At 70.8% G+C, this 14,951-nt stretch carries 11 protein-coding genes; 4 read left to right on the forward strand and 7 right to left on the reverse strand.

Annotated elements, in window-relative coordinates; genetic code table 11:
* Nucleotides 1-32 precede the first annotated feature (32 nt).
* The 3 genes from BLW84_RS17100 to BLW84_RS17110 form a co-directional block, all read right to left on the reverse strand.
* Complete coding sequence (locus BLW84_RS17100; protein ID WP_093266483.1) at nt 33-707, reverse strand: response regulator; 675 nt, start codon at nt 705-707, stop codon at nt 33-35.
* On the reverse strand, nt 704-1,954 hold the full coding sequence (locus BLW84_RS17105; protein ID WP_093266484.1) for a sensor histidine kinase: 1,251 nt from the start codon (nt 1,952-1,954) through the stop codon (nt 704-706). Before BLW84_RS17105 ends, BLW84_RS17100 begins: the two co-directional genes overlap by 4 nt.
* Nucleotides 1,955-2,194: 240 nt before the next feature.
* Nucleotides 2,195-3,988, reverse strand: a complete 1,794-nt coding sequence (locus tag BLW84_RS17110) for an FAD-binding dehydrogenase (RefSeq protein WP_093266485.1) — start codon at nt 3,986-3,988, stop codon at nt 2,195-2,197.
* A gap of 143 nt (nt 3,989-4,131) precedes the next feature.
* Here BLW84_RS17110 and BLW84_RS17115 point away from each other — a divergent pair, with 143 nt between their 5' ends.
* Nucleotides 4,132-5,358: a PucR family transcriptional regulator gene (locus BLW84_RS17115; RefSeq protein ID WP_093266486.1), complete on the forward strand. Its 1,227-nt coding sequence runs from the start codon at nt 4,132-4,134 to the stop codon at nt 5,356-5,358.
* Nucleotides 5,359-5,721: 363 nt separating this feature from the next.
* The gene (locus BLW84_RS17125; protein WP_093266490.1) at nt 5,722-6,291 is read left to right on the forward strand and encodes a PadR family transcriptional regulator; all 570 of its coding nucleotides are present in this window, start codon (nt 5,722-5,724) and stop codon (nt 6,289-6,291) included.
* Here BLW84_RS17125 and BLW84_RS17130 read toward each other — a convergent pair.
* From BLW84_RS17130 to BLW84_RS17140, 3 genes are all read right to left on the reverse strand, one after another.
* Nucleotides 6,246-7,229, reverse strand: a complete 984-nt coding sequence (locus tag BLW84_RS17130; RefSeq protein WP_093266491.1) for a hypothetical protein — start codon at nt 7,227-7,229, stop codon at nt 6,246-6,248. The two genes, BLW84_RS17125 and BLW84_RS17130, sit on opposite strands and share 46 nt — an antisense overlap.
* A gap of 128 nt (nt 7,230-7,357) precedes the next feature.
* Nucleotides 7,358-7,855 (reverse strand): molybdopterin-binding protein, encoded by a 498-nt coding sequence (locus tag BLW84_RS17135; RefSeq protein WP_245761205.1) that lies wholly within the window; start codon nt 7,853-7,855, stop codon nt 7,358-7,360.
* Between the two features lie 142 nt (nt 7,856-7,997).
* On the reverse strand, nt 7,998-9,506 hold the full coding sequence (locus BLW84_RS17140; protein ID WP_143060981.1) for a PucR family transcriptional regulator: 1,509 nt from the start codon (nt 9,504-9,506) through the stop codon (nt 7,998-8,000).
* A gap of 196 nt (nt 9,507-9,702) precedes the next feature.
* Between BLW84_RS17140 and BLW84_RS17145 the strand changes: the two genes are divergently transcribed.
* A complete protein-coding gene (locus BLW84_RS17145) occupies nt 9,703-10,512 on the forward strand; it encodes an FAD binding domain-containing protein (RefSeq protein WP_093266495.1) in 810 nt (269 codons plus the stop codon).
* Nucleotides 10,503-13,382 (forward strand): molybdopterin-dependent oxidoreductase, encoded by a 2,880-nt coding sequence (locus BLW84_RS17150; RefSeq protein ID WP_093266497.1) that lies wholly within the window; start codon nt 10,503-10,505, stop codon nt 13,380-13,382. Before BLW84_RS17145 ends, BLW84_RS17150 begins: the two co-directional genes overlap by 10 nt.
* Here the strand turns inward: BLW84_RS17150 and BLW84_RS17155 are convergent.
* Nucleotides 13,350-14,816 (reverse strand): purine-cytosine permease family protein, encoded by a 1,467-nt coding sequence (locus tag BLW84_RS17155; protein ID WP_177226515.1) that lies wholly within the window; start codon nt 14,814-14,816, stop codon nt 13,350-13,352. The genes BLW84_RS17150 and BLW84_RS17155 overlap by 33 nt on opposite strands.
* Nucleotides 14,817-14,951 lie beyond the last annotated feature (135 nt).

Consider the following 14,951-nt stretch of genomic DNA (forward strand, 5'->3'; position numbering starts at 1 on the left):
GGGCGCCCGCTACCTCCCCGGTACGGGGCCGATCAGGTGCCGGTGGCGGAGACCAGACCGCATTCGTAGGCGGCGATGACGGCCTGCACCCGGTCGCGGACCCCCAGCTTGCCGATGATGCGGCTGACGTGGCTCTTCACGGTCTGCTCGGTGATGAACAGCGCGCCGGCGATCTCGTTGTTCGAAAGCCCTTGCGCGACGAGGAGCAGCACCTCGCGCTCCCGTTCGGTGAGCGCTGCCAGCCGCGGTGCGGTCTTCTGGCGCGGCGGGGCGGACCGGGCGAAGTGCTCGATCATCCGGCGCGTGACCGTCGGTGCCAGCAGCGCCTCGCCGCCGGCGACCACGCGCACCGCCGAAACCAGGTCGGCGGGCAGCGCGTCCTTGAGCAGGAAGCCGCTGGCCCCGGCCCGGATCGCCTCGTACACGTAGTCGTCGATGTCGAAGGTCGTCAGCATCAGCACGCGGGGCACGTGCTCGACGCTCGCGGGCGGGTGCATCAGCTGCCGCGTCGTGTCGATCCCGTTGAGCACCGGCATCCGCACGTCCATCACGACGACGTCCGGGTGGCGGGCGTGGCTGATCTCGATTGCGCGCGCGCCGTTCTCCGCCTCGCCGACCACCTCCATGTCGGGCTGGGCGTCGAGCAGGGCGGCGAACCCGGCGCGCACCATTGCCTGATCATCGACGACGATCACCTTGATGGTCATGGGATTTCCCGCTCCTGCGCATCGTTTTCCGTTGGGTGCAGCGGGAGAACCGCTCGTACCTCGTAGCCGCCGTCATCCAGATGTCTGAAGTGGACGTTGCCGTCGACGATCGCGGCCCGCTCCTGCATGCCGACGAGACCGTGCCCACCGCCCTGCACCGGGGTCACCGCCCGGTCCGGGGCGCTGTTGCGCACGGTGATCGTCAGCTCACCGCCGGAGCGGGCGAAACGCACCTCGGTGCGCGCGCCGGGAGCGTGCCTGGTCACGTTGCTCAACGCTTCCTGCACGATGCGGAACGCCGCGATGCCCGCGATCTCGCTGCCCGTTCCGTCTTCCAGCAACTCCGTGCCGTGCGCGGAAACGTCCACGCCCGCGCGGCCGGCGCTGTCGATCAGCTCCGGAATACGGGCCAAACCCGGCTGCGGAACCAGCTCGCCGCCGGTCTGGTCGTTGCGCAGCACGCCCAGCACGCTGCGCATCTCGCCCAGCGCCTGCCGGGACGCCGCCGCCATCTCATCGAACTCCGCGATGAGCCGCGGGTCGAGGTTCGGGTGCCGGTACTGCGCCGTGGTCGCTTGCACGTTGATCAGCGACATGCTGTGCGCGATCACGTCGTGCAGCTCGCGGGCGATCCGCGTCTTCTCCTCGGCGATCACGCGCTTGGCGTGTTCGTCGGCGCTGAGCCTGCGTTCCTGCACGAGCTGCGAGGAGATCTGCTGCCACTGCCGCACCACCAGCGCGCCGCCGAACACGCCACCGGTGACCGCGCCGAACACGATGAGGTTTGCCGCCACGGCATTCGCCGGGACGCTCTGCGGCGCGAGCACGGCAGCCGCGACAGCTGCCGCGACGCCACCGAACCAGCATCGCAGGCCGACCGGCCATGCTTGGTGCACGCCGAGCACGACGAGCAGCAGCCCGTGGCCGATCAGCGTCGTCACCGAGACCGGCCAGATGGCCGCGGGATCGTCGCTGCGGGCCGCCATCGCGAGCAGGAACACGGCTGAACAGGAGATGATGGTCGCCGACCGCGGGTAGAAGAGCGCGAGGCCGATCGATCCGGCTTGGGCGATGCTGAGCAGGAACGCCAACGCCAACGGCATCCCGAGCGCCACGGTGTTGATGGGGATCGCCACGGCTGCCAGCGCCACCGCGAGAAGTGCGAGCACGGCCGAAACCAAGACAACGGGCTTCACCTGGGGGCGCGGCTGCTGATCCGGGTCGCGCCTGCGCTTGGACTTCGCCATCGGGGGAGGTTCAACTCCACAGCTCGTAGAGATCTTCGACGAGCGTACCCGCTGCGCAACGTCGCCTGGCCAGGCGGTTGCGGACGCACACGCCTGATCAGGGCTTTCTCCTCGCGCGTGCGCGGGGATGGTTCTGTTGCTGCGACGGGTTTCCCGTCGAAGGCGCAGGCCGCTGCGCATGTTGCGCAAGAGCGGCCTGTCGCCGGGGTCCGCGGCTCCGGAGCCGCGGACCCCGCCGGGTCAGGCCGTCGCCCCGGCTGCGGCCCGGCCCGCCTGGCGGCCGGAGAACAGGCAGCCGCCGAGGAAAGTCCCCTCCAGCGCGCGGTAGCCGTGGACTCCACCGCCGCCGAAGCCCGCTACCTCGCCCGCGGCGTACAGCCCGGGGATGGGGACGGCCCGCGCGTCCAGGACCCGGCCCGACAGGTCGGTCTGGAGGCCGCCGAGCGTCTTGCGCGTCAGGATGTTCATCCTGATCGCGATCAGCGGGCCGGCGGCCGGGTCCAGGATCTTGTGCAGGAGAGTGGTGCGCGCGAGGAGATCGCCGGAGTAGGCCAGCGAGTTGCGGATCCCCATGATCTGCTCGTCCTTGGTGAAGTTGTTGTCGACCTGGCGGTCCCGCATGACGATCTGGCGCTCCAGGTCGCCGGCGTCCACGAGGTCCGCGCCGGCCAGCCGGTTCATCCCGGTCACCAGCTCCGGCAGGGTGCGCGCGACGACGAAGTCCTCGCCCCGGTCCAGGAACGCCTTGACCGGCGGCGGAGTCGAGTTCAGCAGCCTGCTCGCCAAGTAGGCCGCCAGGTCCTTCCTGGTCAGTTCCGGGTTCTGCTCGGAACCGGAGAGGACGAACTCCTTGTCGATGATCCGCTGGTTCAGCACGAACCACGAGTAGTCGTAGCCGGTGTCCTTGATCAGCTTGAGCGTCCCGAGGGTGTCGTAGCTCGGGATGCCGGGATTCGGGAACCGGCGGCCGCGCGCGTCGAACCACAGCGAGGACGGCGCGGCGAGCACCCGGATGCCGTGATCGGGCCAGATCGGGCTGTGGTTGGCCAGTCCCTCCGTGTAGTGCCACATCCGGTCGCGGTTGACCAGCCGGGCGCCGGCCCGTTCGCTGATGGCCAGCATCCGGCCGTCCACGTGGGCCGGGACGCCGGTCACCATGCGCTTCGGCGGCGCGCCCAGCCGGTCCGGCCAGTTCTGCCGGACGAGGTCCTGGTTGCCGCCGATCCCGCCGGAGGTGACGATCACCACCGGCGCGTGCAGTTCGAAATCGCCGATTCTGGTGCGGGAACTCGGCGTGCCGCGCGGCGCGTCGCTGGGTTCCAGCACACCGCCGCGCACGCCGTCGACGGCGCCGTTGGTGATCGTGAGCTCGTCCACCTGGTGGCGGAACCGGAAGGAGACCAGGCCCCGCGCGGCGGCCTCGCGCACCTTCTTCTCGAACGGCTCCATGACGCCGGGGCCGGTGCCGAGCGTGAGGTGGAAGCGGGGGACCGAGTTGCCCGGCCCGTCCGCGAGCTGGCCGCCCCGCTCGGCCCAGCCGACGATGGGCACCCACCGCACGCCCAGCCCGTGCAGCCAGGACCGCTTCTCCGTCGCGGCGAATTCCAGGTATGCCTCTGCCCAACGGGCCGCCCAGTAGTCCTCGCCCAGCGGATCCTCGGTGCCGCGGTCGAAACCGGCGTTGCCGAACCAGTCCGCGCGGGCCAGTTCCAGCGAGTCGCGGATCCCCGCCAGCCGCTGCTCCTCGGAGTCGACGAAGAACAGCCCGCCCAGCGACCAGAACGCCTGCCCGCCGAGACTGGCCTCGGGTTCCTGGTCCAGGAGCAGGACTTTGCGGCCCGCGGCCGTCAGCTCCGCAGTGGCGACCAGCCCCGCCAGACCGCCGCCCACGACGATCGCGTCGGCATCGGCGCCGGAGGCGGTGCGCGGTGCGGCGGCTGCGGCAGCTGTGGGCAAGGCCGCGCTCACTGCGGCCGCACCACCGGTGATGAGCACGGAGCGCCGGCTGATCCGGCCGTTCCCGCGAGAGTTCATAGCGTCCCCTGTCGCCGTTCGATCTTCCCTGACGATGTGCGGCCGACCGCAAGTTACCTATGGGTAAGGTTCTGGTCACCATGCTGGACCCCGCACGAGGGGAGTGGTGGTGGTGAGTTCTCCAGTCTTGGGAGGTCATCGTTGTGATCGAATCCAACGCGGTCCCGCTCGAGCTCCGCTGGCGCGGCGAACCGCTCCACCAGGCGCTCGCCGCCGCCGCGCCAGCGCTGGTGCCCGCCGTGCTCGCGCGGCTGATCGCCGAGCTGCCCGCGTATGCCGAACTCCCGGAGGAGGAGCTGCGCGGGGACATCACCCGGATCATCGAGCGGGGCATGGCGATGGTCGGGAGGATGTTGCGCGACGGCGGCGCCCCCGACCCGAAGTCGCTGGCCGATCTGCGCGAGGACATCCTGCACCGGGCCGAGGAGGGCGTTCCGATCGAGGCGGTGCTCAACGCGCACAACGTGGGTGTCCGGGTGGCGTGGGAGCACTTCAGCGCGCAGGCCAGGCCCGAGGACGTGCGAGCCCTGGCCGGGGTGGTGGACCTCGTGCTCCGCTACCTGCGCGAGATCACCTCGGTGGCCTCGTCCGTGTACTTCCAGGAGCGGGACACCTTCCTGGCCGATGCGCATGCCGCGAAGCAGGATCTGCTGGCGGCGTTGCTGACCGGAGGCGACTCGCTCGACGCGGCGGCCCGGCTGGGGATTCGGCTGGCCGACAGCTACGCGGTGCTCGACGTGGAGATCGCCGCGCATCCGGACGAGTCCGCTCCGGGCACCAACGCGGACGTAGCGCGGTGGCGGAAGCTCCGCCGGTTCTGCGCGGAACTGGAACGCCGGTCGCCGCACCCGCTGCTGTCCCGGCTCAACGGGCACGGCGGAGTGGTGCTGCTGGCCCGCGGCGACGCGGCGGATCCGGACCGGCGCGTCCACGATCTGGTCCTGGCCGCGGGCGCGGCGGCGGGCGCCGACGTGACGGTGGGGGCGGTATCGGCGTCCGTCCCCGGCATCCCCGAGGCCGCGCGGACCGCCCACGAGTTGCGCCGGCTCGCGGTGGCCGGGCGCCCACCGGGTGTCTACACGCTCGACGAACTCGCGCTGGACTACCAGCTCACCCGCCCCGGCCCGGCCCGAGACGTGCTGGCGGGAAAGCTCCGCGCGATCGAGGACGAACCCGACCTGCTGGAGACGCTGTGCACCCACCTCGGCACCGGCCTGAACCGGCGCCGCACCGCCAGCCGACTGCACGTCCACCCGAACACCGTCGACTACCGCATGCGCAAGGTCGCCGAACTCACGGGCCTCAACCCGGCGGACGCGACGGACGCGGCGCACCTGCGAGCCGCCCTCATCGCCCGCACCCTGCACTGACTCCCGTTGGAGATCGGCGGGATGCGGGCGGCGTCCCGGACGGCGCGTGGATCTCTTGTTCTCCAGGTAGTTGTTGACGACCGCGTGGCCCATTTCGCGGCCCAGCCGCATTCCTCGTAGCCGCCGAAGGGGAGCGCGGGGTCGAAGACGTTCCAGGTGCGGGCGACCGAGGCCAAACTTCTCCTCGGTGGCCGGGTTGCAGCCGTCGAAGGTCCGGTTCGACACCGAGTCGGCCCATTCGCCGTTGATCAGCAGCTTGCGGTTCAGGTCGCCCACGGCCTGCTGGATGCGGGATTCTCCGGCGGCGATGGGCATCGTGGGCCGGTCGGCTCGCCGGGTGCATCGAGGCCCTACCCTGGCGCTGTGAGGTGGGCGTTGCCGGAGTGGACGGTGCTGGCGCTGCTGCGGGAGGAGCCGCGGCACGGCTTCGCCATCGCTGCGCTCACCGCGGTGGACGGTCCCCTGGGGCGGATCTGGCGGATCCCGCGTCCGGTGATCTACCGCGCGCTGAGCCGGTTGGAGCCCGCCGGTCTGATCGAGCCGCTGGCGGTGGAGTCCGGCGCGGGTCCACAACGGACGGTCTACGCGCTGACCGGCAGCGGTCGCGCGGTGGTCGACGAGTGGTTGCGGCAGCCCAGCGAGCACGTCCGGCAGCTGCGTTCGGATCTGCTGGTGAAGCTGGCGTTGCTCGACCGCCGCGGCCTCGACCCGCGGGATCTGCTGCGCGACCAGCGGGCGGCGCTGGAGCCGATCGTGTCGGCGGTGGCGGCCGAACGCGAGCGGCAGGAGGGCTTCGACGCGGTGCTGCTGGCCTGGCGGCACACCAGCGCCAGCGGGGCGTTGCGGTTCGTCGATGACCTCCTCGCCGAGGCGTCCGGCGGCCGGCGTCATGCGGATCGTCCGGCGCGGCGCCGGAGCCAGGACGGTGGTTGATCGCATTCGGCGGCGATCGTCCGCCAGCTCAGACCCGCTGCGCGTCGATCGGCCAGATATGCCTCGACATCGGGAAAGCCGAACCGATCCGCCACGGCCGCGGCGCGCGCGGCGCAGCGTTGCCGCGATGTCGCGTGGGGAGCTTTGGCCACGCCGTGGCGGGCCAGCGCGGTCTCCACGGCACTGCGGCTGAACCCGACTTCGGCGGCGATGGCCCGCACGGAGTGGTGCCGCGCCAGGTGGCGGTCGGCGAGGTAGCCGCGCACGTCCGCGAAGCCGAGCCCGCGGATCACGGGTAGCCAGCGCCTGTCGTGGCGCCGTTGCGCCATGCCGGCGGTGATCGCGCGCGCGGCGTCCGGATCGACGGTGGCCAGGTGGCGGGACAGCCAGTCCTTGTGCAGTCCGGCTTCCCGGCTGATCCCGGCCAGGCTCATGCCGGTGGCGGTGCGATCCCGGACCAGCGCACCGATATCGCCGAACCCCAGCCGTGCCGCGGTTTCGGCAGCGGTCCGCCGCAGTTGTTCGAGGCGGTGGCGCCGGGTGCCCTCGGCGCGCGCCGCCGGCGAGATCGCGCTCAGCGCCCGCAGCGTCTTGAGCCGTCGCTGCGCGGGATGCTTGCGGCCGCGAGCGGCCTGCGCGGCGGCGCGGGTCAGGGCGCCGGAGCGCACCCACACCTGCCCCAGCCGGGAGCCGGCGCGGATGTTCGGGTCAAGGGCCCTGCGCGCTCGCATCGCGCGTGCTCGCCGCCGCCGAGTTTCGTTGCCTTCCAGCGATTCGCCGCGTTCCAGGCCGAACGCCTGCCGGTAGGACAGGTGGTCCCAGCCGTGCGAGCGCAGGTGCGCGACGACCGATCGGAACCAGCGCCCGCACAGGTGGCACTGCACCAGATCGCCTTCGCGGGCAACGGATCCGATCGGCGCGTGATGTGCGGGCGTCACCCACCCCACCTCCCGCGCCGGGCACCGGCCATCGGCTCTAGTCACACTGAGACTAGAGCAGCATCAGATCACCGTAAAGCGCTGATCTCCGCAACCCGGGGCCGGGCGGTTGCGGCCGAAGACGTCCGTCAACCGACCCGGACGAGCTGGAGGCGGCAGACGCCGCGCACGTAGCGGTTGGCCTGGCCGTCGTGGGGCACGACCAGGGTGGGGCGGGTGAGCAGCCGCCCGTTGTAGCGGGTGGCCAGCAGTGCCGCGCAGGCGCCGAGGTCGGGGGCGATTTCCGCCCAGGACAGCACGACCTGGTAGTCGTCCTCCGAGCGGGCGAGGACGACGAAGCTGAGGTGATCCTTCTTGCGGCGGCCGTCCCTGCGCAGGGAAACCCGGGCCAGCAGCTGGTGCAGCGGGACGCCCTGGACGTGGTGCACCTCCTGGGCGTGCCGGGTCACGTACCGGACGTTGACGGGCTCGCGGGCGTGGGCGTGGAGGTCCGCGGTCACGATGACCCAGTCGTGGACGATGTCGCCGGTGACCAGCAGTTGATCGGATCGCAGCGGTCGTCCCGGTGGCGGGACCTGGACGAGGTGGAGATCCGACTGCTGCGGCAGGAACGGCGATTGCTCCATGGCCTCACGTTAGAGAGGCCGCGGGGTCCGCAAAATCGCCCATTGGAATCCATTTACGGCTACGCAGATGCGGTTCAGCAACCGCCATACCGCCGCTTCTGCGGGAAATCAAGGTTCATCGACCCGCAGGTGCGGACCGCGATCACGGCAGCTGCGTGTTCGACTGCAGGTGCAGGATGAGGGCGGCCTGGAGGTCGATCCGGTCGTGCAGATTCGCCACCCGGCGACCGGTGAGCGCTTCGACCCGTTCGATCCGGTAGTGGACGGTGTTGACGTGCAGGTGCATGGCGGTCGCGGTGCGGGTCCACGACGCACCGCTGTCCAGGAAGGTCTTCAGGGTCTCCAGCAGCCGGGTGCCCTTCGCCGCGTCGTACCTGGTGATCGGGCCGATCGTGGCCGACCGGAAGGCTTGCGCCACGGGTGCGGGCAGCCCTTCCAGCACCGTGCTCAGGGTCGTCATCTCCGATGTCGCGCACACTCGCGGCTTCGTCGAGGCCGGCCGCGTTCCGGCGGCGCCCGCGGCATAGCGCGCGCTGGTCAGCGCGGGGATGAGCTCGCGAGGCTCAACGCTCGGGCCGAGGCCGACCGCGATCGTCCGGTCGTCGTCGACGAGTCCCTGCACGGTCGGCAGGTACGCGGAGATCTGTCGGGCGAGCTGCTCCGGGGGCGCGGCGGCGATGCCGACGGACTCCGCGGTTCCCGCCTCGCACACCACGAACTCCGCTGCGCACGTCGCGAGGAGTTCGTTCGCCGCGTCGACAGCCCAGATGCCCGGCGCCCCAGGCATTCTCACCACCAGCGGCGTCAGCTCGACGTCGGCCGGAAGCCCGCATTTCCGGATCAAGTCGGGCATCGCCGCGGTATCGCCCCTGTCGAGATCGGCGAGCAGGGCGGAGGCTGCTGCGGCGTGCGTGGCACGTCGCTTCTCGCGTTGCTCCACGCTCGCGGACAGCAGGTCGGCGAGTCGGCCGAGCGCCGGTCGCTGTGCGGCGTCGGCCGGTTGCCTCGTGCACAGCCACCACCCGTCGAACGGTGACCTCCCGCCGGGGCGGCCTACGGGTATCCGCACGCGTCGTGGCCGGTCCGCGATGTGGGGGTTGCTGCTCGCGATCGTTCGGTCGGCGGCGGACACGAGTTCGAGGTCGGGCAAGCCGAGGCGCTCGACCGCCGTGCTGAGGACGTCGCCGAGCGGGACTGCGGACGCGATGCGTTCGAGGAGTTCGTTCTCGACCGCCGAGGGGAGCGCCGCGGAGTCGGACGGCTCGCGCAAGTCGGTCCACAGCAAGGAGTAGATGCGGTCGACGATGGTGCGGAAGGTGGTGCTCCGCGGCACCGAGAACAGCGGGAGGTCGTGGGCCCGGCACGCCTCGACGAGTTCGTCGGGGACCTGGCCGTGCAAGCCTTCGCCGGCTATCAGGGCCACGGTGCCGGCCGCTCGGGCTTCGGAGACGAAGGCCTCCGCGGTCTCGGCGCGGTTCGGGTGCCACCAGATGAGGCCGGTGAGGACGATTTCCCCGGGGGACAGGTAGTTCGCCGGGTTCTCCATGTCCGCCGTGGTGACACCGGTGACGGTGCGCTCCAGGGCATGGGCCGGTCCCCACAGCGGCGCCACTCCGAGGTCGGCGAACCCCAGCACCTGCTTCACCAACATGAGCGCCACCACTACCAGATCGACGTCCCGGCCATCGCCGGTGGAGGGGGATCCTACCGACAGGTTCGGATGATCGTCCGAGTCGAGGTGGAGCAACTTCGTGTGCGACGACCGTGGTGGTCGAGCTCCGCGAATGGGTGTACTCGCATCCCACGCCGCCGGTGCCGGCGGCGCGAGCAGGTGGGTGAGGTGAGCGATGGACTTGAACACGATCGAGACGTTGCGTCGGGCGCGCACTCGCGAGGACCTCCTCCTGGCGCCGGGCGAGACGTTCCTCGCCGGCGGCACCTGGCTGTTCTCCGAGCCACAGGTGCAGAGGACCGGTCTGGTCGATTTGTCCACCATGGGCTGGAAGTCGATCGAGCACACTCCCGAGGGGCTGCGCATCGGAGCGACCTGCACGATCGCCGAGCTGTCCCGGATCTCCCCGCGCGCAGGTTGGGCGGCGCACCCGATCTTCTTCCAGGCCGCCGGCGCGCTGCTCGCTTCTTTCAAGATCTGGAACGTGGCGACGGTCGGGGGGAACATCTGCCGTTCCTACGCGGCGGCCGCGATGGTGTCGCTGGGTGCCGCCTTGGACGCCACCGCGTTGATCTGGACCGCAGACGGCGGCGAGTACGTGCTCCCGGTCGCCGAGATCAGCACCGGGAACGGCACCAACGTCCTCGCGGAGGGCGACGTGCTGCGCTGCGTCGACATCCCGGCGCACGCGCTCCGCGCCCGCACCGGGTTCCGCAAGATCGCCTTGGCCGAGCTCGGTCGCAGCGCCGCGGTGCTCACCGGTCGGCTCGACGAGTCCGGCGCGGCGGTGTTCACGGTGACGGCTTCCACCCTGCGCCCGCGAGTGCTGCGCTACGACGCGCTCCCCACCTCCGCCCGGCTGCGCGAGGACGTGCGGGCGGCGGACGACTACTACACCGATCCATTGGGCACCGCCGACTGGCGCCGAGCCGTCAGCGCCGTGCTGTGCGAAGAGATCCGACAGGAGTTGCTGCTGTGGACCTGACCATCAACGGCGAACCTCGCGACGCTGATCCGCGGGCCGGCCAGTGCCTGCGCACCTTCCTGCGCGACCAAGCGCACTTCGAGGTGAAGAAGGGCTGCGACGCGGGCGATTGCGGTGCGTGCGCCGTGCTGGTCGACGGAACGCCCGTGCACTCCTGCATCTACCCGGCGCAACGGGCGGAAGGTCGCTCGGTCACCACGGTTTCCGGCCTGGGCACGGTGGATGACCTGCATCCGATGCAACAGGCCTTCGTCGACAACTTCGGGTTCCAGTGCGGTTTCTGCACCGCGGGCATGATCGTGACCTCGTCCACCCTCGCCGCCGATCAGCTCGACGACCTGCCCCGGCTGATGAAGGGCAGCCTGTGCCGCTGCACCGGGTACCGCTCGATCCGGCAGGCCATCGCGCAGGGCGTTGCCGACGGCGACCAGCCGAGCTGCGCAGGCGCGCGGACCGCTTGCGGCCGGGCGAAGGCCGAAGGGGCGAAGGGGATTGTCGGGACCTCGGCGAATCCTCCCGCCGCGCGCCGGGTCGTTACCGGCACCGAGCCGTACACCTTCGACGTGGAACTGCCCGGAGCGCTGCACATCCGCGTGCTCGGGTCGCCGCACGCGCATGCCCGGATCATCGGCATCGACACCTCGCGAGCTGAGCGGCTGCCCGGTGTCGAACTCGTCCTGGACCACCGCTCCGTGCCGAAGATGCGTTATTCGACGGCGCAGCACGAACATCGCACCGACGACCCGCACGACACGCGCATCCTCGACGACGTCGTGCGCTTCAAGGGACAGCGGGTCGCGGTGGTCGCCGCGACGTCGGCAGCCATCGCCGAGGAGGCGTGCCGCCTGATCGAGGTGACCTACGAAGTCCTGCCGGCGGTCTTCGATCCCGAACTCGCCCGCTCGCCGGGTGCCCCGGTGCTGCACCCGGAGCTCGCCGACAGCGATCAGCCCGACGACGAGCTGCCCGGGGACGTGACCCGCAACCTGGTCGCCTCCCTGCACGACGGCGTCGGCGGCGACGTGGACCGGGCGCTCGCGGAATCCGACGTCACGGTCCGCGGCGAATGGCGGACCCAACGGGTCTCGCACGCGCAGCTGGAGACCCACGGCAGCCTCGGCTGGCTCGACGACGACGGCCGGCTGGTGATCCGCACCAGCTCCCAGGTCCCGTTCCTGACCCGCCGCACCCTGTGCCGGCTGCTCGATCTGCCGGAGGAGGAGGTGCGGGTGTTCACCAAGCGGGTCGGCGGCGGTTTCGGCGGCAAGCAGGAGATGTTCGCCGAGGACCTCGTCGCGCTCGTGGTGCTGCGCACCGGCAGGCCCGCGATGTACGAGATGAGCCGGCCCGAGGAGTTCCTGCGCACCTCGGTTCGCCACCCGTTCCGGGTCGAGGTCACCCTCGGCGCCGAGCGCAGCGGCAGGCTCACCGCGATCAAGCTGGACGTGCTCGCCGACACGGGCGCCTACGGAAACCACGCGCCAGGCGTGCTCTTCCACGGCTGCGCCGAGTCGATCAGCCTGTACAACGCCCCGGTGAAGCGGGTCGACGCGGAGTCGGTGTACACCAACAACGTCCCGTCCGGAGCCTTCCGCGGATACGGCCTCGGCCAGGTGATCCTCGGGGTCGAGTCCGCAATGGACGAACTCGCGCTGACCCTCGGCATCGATCCCTTCGAGTTGCGGCGCATCAACGCGGTCCGCAACGGTGATCCGCTCGTGGAAGCACATCCCGCCGACGACGGGCTCGTCTACGGCAGCTACGGCCTCGACCAGTGCCTGGACATCGCCCAGAGCGCCCTCGCCCGCGGCAACGGCGTGCCCGCCCCGGAAGGCGAGCACTGGCGGACCGGTGAGGGCATGGCCGTGGCGATGATCGCGACGATGGCGCCTCGCGGCCACATCTCGAAGACGACGCTGTCGGTTCTCCCGGACGGCACCTACACGGCCGGCGTCGGTACCAGCGAGTTCGGCAACGGGACCACCACCGTCCACACCCAGATCGTCGCGACGACCATGTCGACCGACCTGGACCGCGTGCGGCTGACCAACTCCGACACCGACGGAGCCGCCTACGACACCGGGGCGTTCGCGTCGGCGGGCACCACCGTGGCGGGAAAGGCGTTGCACGCGGCCGCGGTCGCACTGCGCACGCTCCTGCTCCGCGCCGCCGCGGAGATCACCGGCACCGATCCGGCGGACTGCTCGTTGTTCGCCGACGGCGTCCGGGCGCCGGGGCGGGTCGTCGGCTTCCCCGAAGTCATCCGCGCCTGCCCGGCGGCCAACCGGGACGGTGCCGGCGCGTTCGCGCGAGGGGAGGAGCTCGGCGAATTCCGGTCGCTGGCCTGGAACGTGCAGGCGTTCCGCGTCGCGGTCGACATCCGCACCGGCGCGGTGCGGATCCTGCAGTCCGTGCAGGCCGCGGACGCCGGCACCGTGATGAATCCGGAGCAGTGCCGGGGCCAGGTGGAGGGCGGCGTCGCCCAGGCCATCGGCGCGTCGCTGTACGAAGAGGTCATGGTCGAGGAAGGGGACCTGCTGACCCCGGTGCTGCGCACCTACCGGATCCCGCAGATGGCCGACGTCCCGGAGACCGAGGTGCACTTCGCCAAGACCTTCGACGACCTCGGGCCGTTCGGGGCGAAGTCGATGAGCGAAAGCCCGTTCAACCCCGTCCCGGCGGCCCTCGGCAACGCCATCCGCCGAGCGGTCGGCACCCGCCCCTACGAGACGCCGTTCTCGCGCGACCGCGTCTGGCGGATGCTGAACAACCCGGACGAGATGCCGAGCTGGTGCGCATCCGCCAGCGTGATCGACCGGCGGCGGCTCACGGGGCGCTCACGACTCGGCGCCGGTGCGGATCTCCGATGAGAACGGAGCGGTGGGTTGATCGAGGTCGTGCCGGGTGGTGACGGGCGCGTTGGCGGTGCGCAAGCGCGGCGACCGCTTGGCGAGCAGCGAGGCGGTGAGCAGGTAGCCGGCTCCGACGGTCACCAGGCAGGTCACCGAGGGCACCGCGGCGTCCGGCAGCACCAAGTACAGCAGGAACCCGGCGATCGTCCAGCCCACGGTCAGCCAGTTGAAGCCGGACCAGTACCAGTAGCGGCCGTTCTTCGCGAACAGCTCGGCGACTTCGATCCTCCTGCGCTTGCAGAACAGGTAGTCGGCGATCAGCACGCCGGCGACCGGGGCGAACAGGTTGCCCATCACCGTCATGAAACCGGTGAACCCGTTGACCAGTTCGGGCAGCAGCGACAGCGCGATGCCGATCAGCGAAAGGCCGACCGTCGCCCAGAACCGCCCGAGCCGCCGAACCATGTTCACCAGGGCGAGGCCGGCGGTGTAGAGGTTGAGGACGTTGATCGTCCAGTTGTCCAGCACGATGTAGAGCAGCACGAGGCCGAGCAGCAGCGGGTTGTCGGTGATGCGGGCGATGACGTCGAAGGCGTTGTCGTTGCCGCCGGACGCCACCGCGGCGTAGCAGCCGACGAACGCGGTGATCAGCGCTCCGAGCACGGCGGCGGCCATGGTGCCCATCCACATGTCGCCCCGGCTGCGGGAGTAGCGGCAGAAGTCGCTGGCGTTGGTGATCATCGACAGCCAGGCGGACACGACGCTGTTGAGCCACAACGCGATGACCGACCACTGCCAGGGGATGTGCAGGTCCAGGCCGAGCACCGCGCCCGGCGCGTAGTTCGGGTCGTTGTGCGTCATCAGCACGGTGATGAAGACGACCGTCAGGATGATCTTGGTCGGGAAGGCGATCCGGGCCAGCACCTTCACCGAGTCGTAGCCGACGAGCGCGACGGCGGCCTGCACGATCGCGAAGATCACGCTGACGAGGGCGAAGTTCAGCGTGTGCCCGGTCAGCGCGCGGAGCACCGCGATGATCCCGAGGGCGCCGGCGACCGTCTGGAACGCGAACCAGTAGACGGAGCTGATCACGTGCAGCGCGGACGGGATCCACTGCGCACCGCGCAGTCCGAAGGTGATCCGGGTGCCGACCTGGCCCGGCAGGCCGTAGTCGACGCCGACGGTGGCCATGATCGAGTAGGCGCCGAAGGCGATGATGATCCCGGCGAGCACCGTGGCGACGGCGGCCCAGAAGGACAGGCCGGCGGCCACCGCGCCGCCGGCGACCAGGATCATGCCCGGGTTGATCAGGAAGTTGATGATCATGAACGACACGTCCCACCACCGGACGGTCTTCTTGTCGTCGGGGATCGCCTCGATGCCGTACTGCTCGACGCCCTTCGGCTGTCGGTAGCGCGGCGCCGGGGCGTCGTTGTCCTGCGGATTGCTCATGAGTCGACTCGCATCTCGTTTCGGGGGCGCGCGGACGCCGTGGCTGTCGCGCGGCAGATCCCTTGGGGCGCTCCGGGCTTCCCGTCGGTGTGCGCCCGGGTTGACGAGGGCGTGACGGGTGCCCGTGACCTGATC

This window comes from Saccharopolyspora shandongensis (assembly GCF_900106995.1).
Classification (GTDB): domain Bacteria; phylum Actinomycetota; class Actinomycetes; order Mycobacteriales; family Pseudonocardiaceae; genus Saccharopolyspora; species Saccharopolyspora shandongensis.

Excerpts from the sequence above, each read along its gene's own strand:
- BLW84_RS17100 (WP_093266483.1), bottom strand. The coding sequence starts at position 707 with ATGACCATCAAGGTGATCGTCGTCGATGATCAGGCAATGGTGCGCGCC.
- BLW84_RS17105 (WP_093266484.1), bottom strand. The coding sequence starts at position 1,954 with ATGGCGAAGTCCAAGCGCAGGCGCGACCCGGATCAGCAGCCGCGCCCC.
- BLW84_RS17110 (WP_093266485.1), bottom strand. The coding sequence starts at position 3,988 with ATGAACTCTCGCGGGAACGGCCGGATCAGCCGGCGCTCCGTGCTCATC.
- BLW84_RS17135 (WP_245761205.1), bottom strand. The coding sequence starts at position 7,855 with ATGGAGCAATCGCCGTTCCTGCCGCAGCAGTCGGATCTCCACCTCGTC.
- BLW84_RS17140 (WP_143060981.1), bottom strand. The coding sequence starts at position 9,506 with ATGTTGGTGAAGCAGGTGCTGGGGTTCGCCGACCTCGGAGTGGCGCCG.
- BLW84_RS17145 (WP_093266495.1), top strand. The coding sequence starts at position 9,703 with ATGGACTTGAACACGATCGAGACGTTGCGTCGGGCGCGCACTCGCGAG.
- BLW84_RS17155 (WP_177226515.1), bottom strand. The coding sequence starts at position 14,816 with ATGAGCAATCCGCAGGACAACGACGCCCCGGCGCCGCGCTACCGACAG.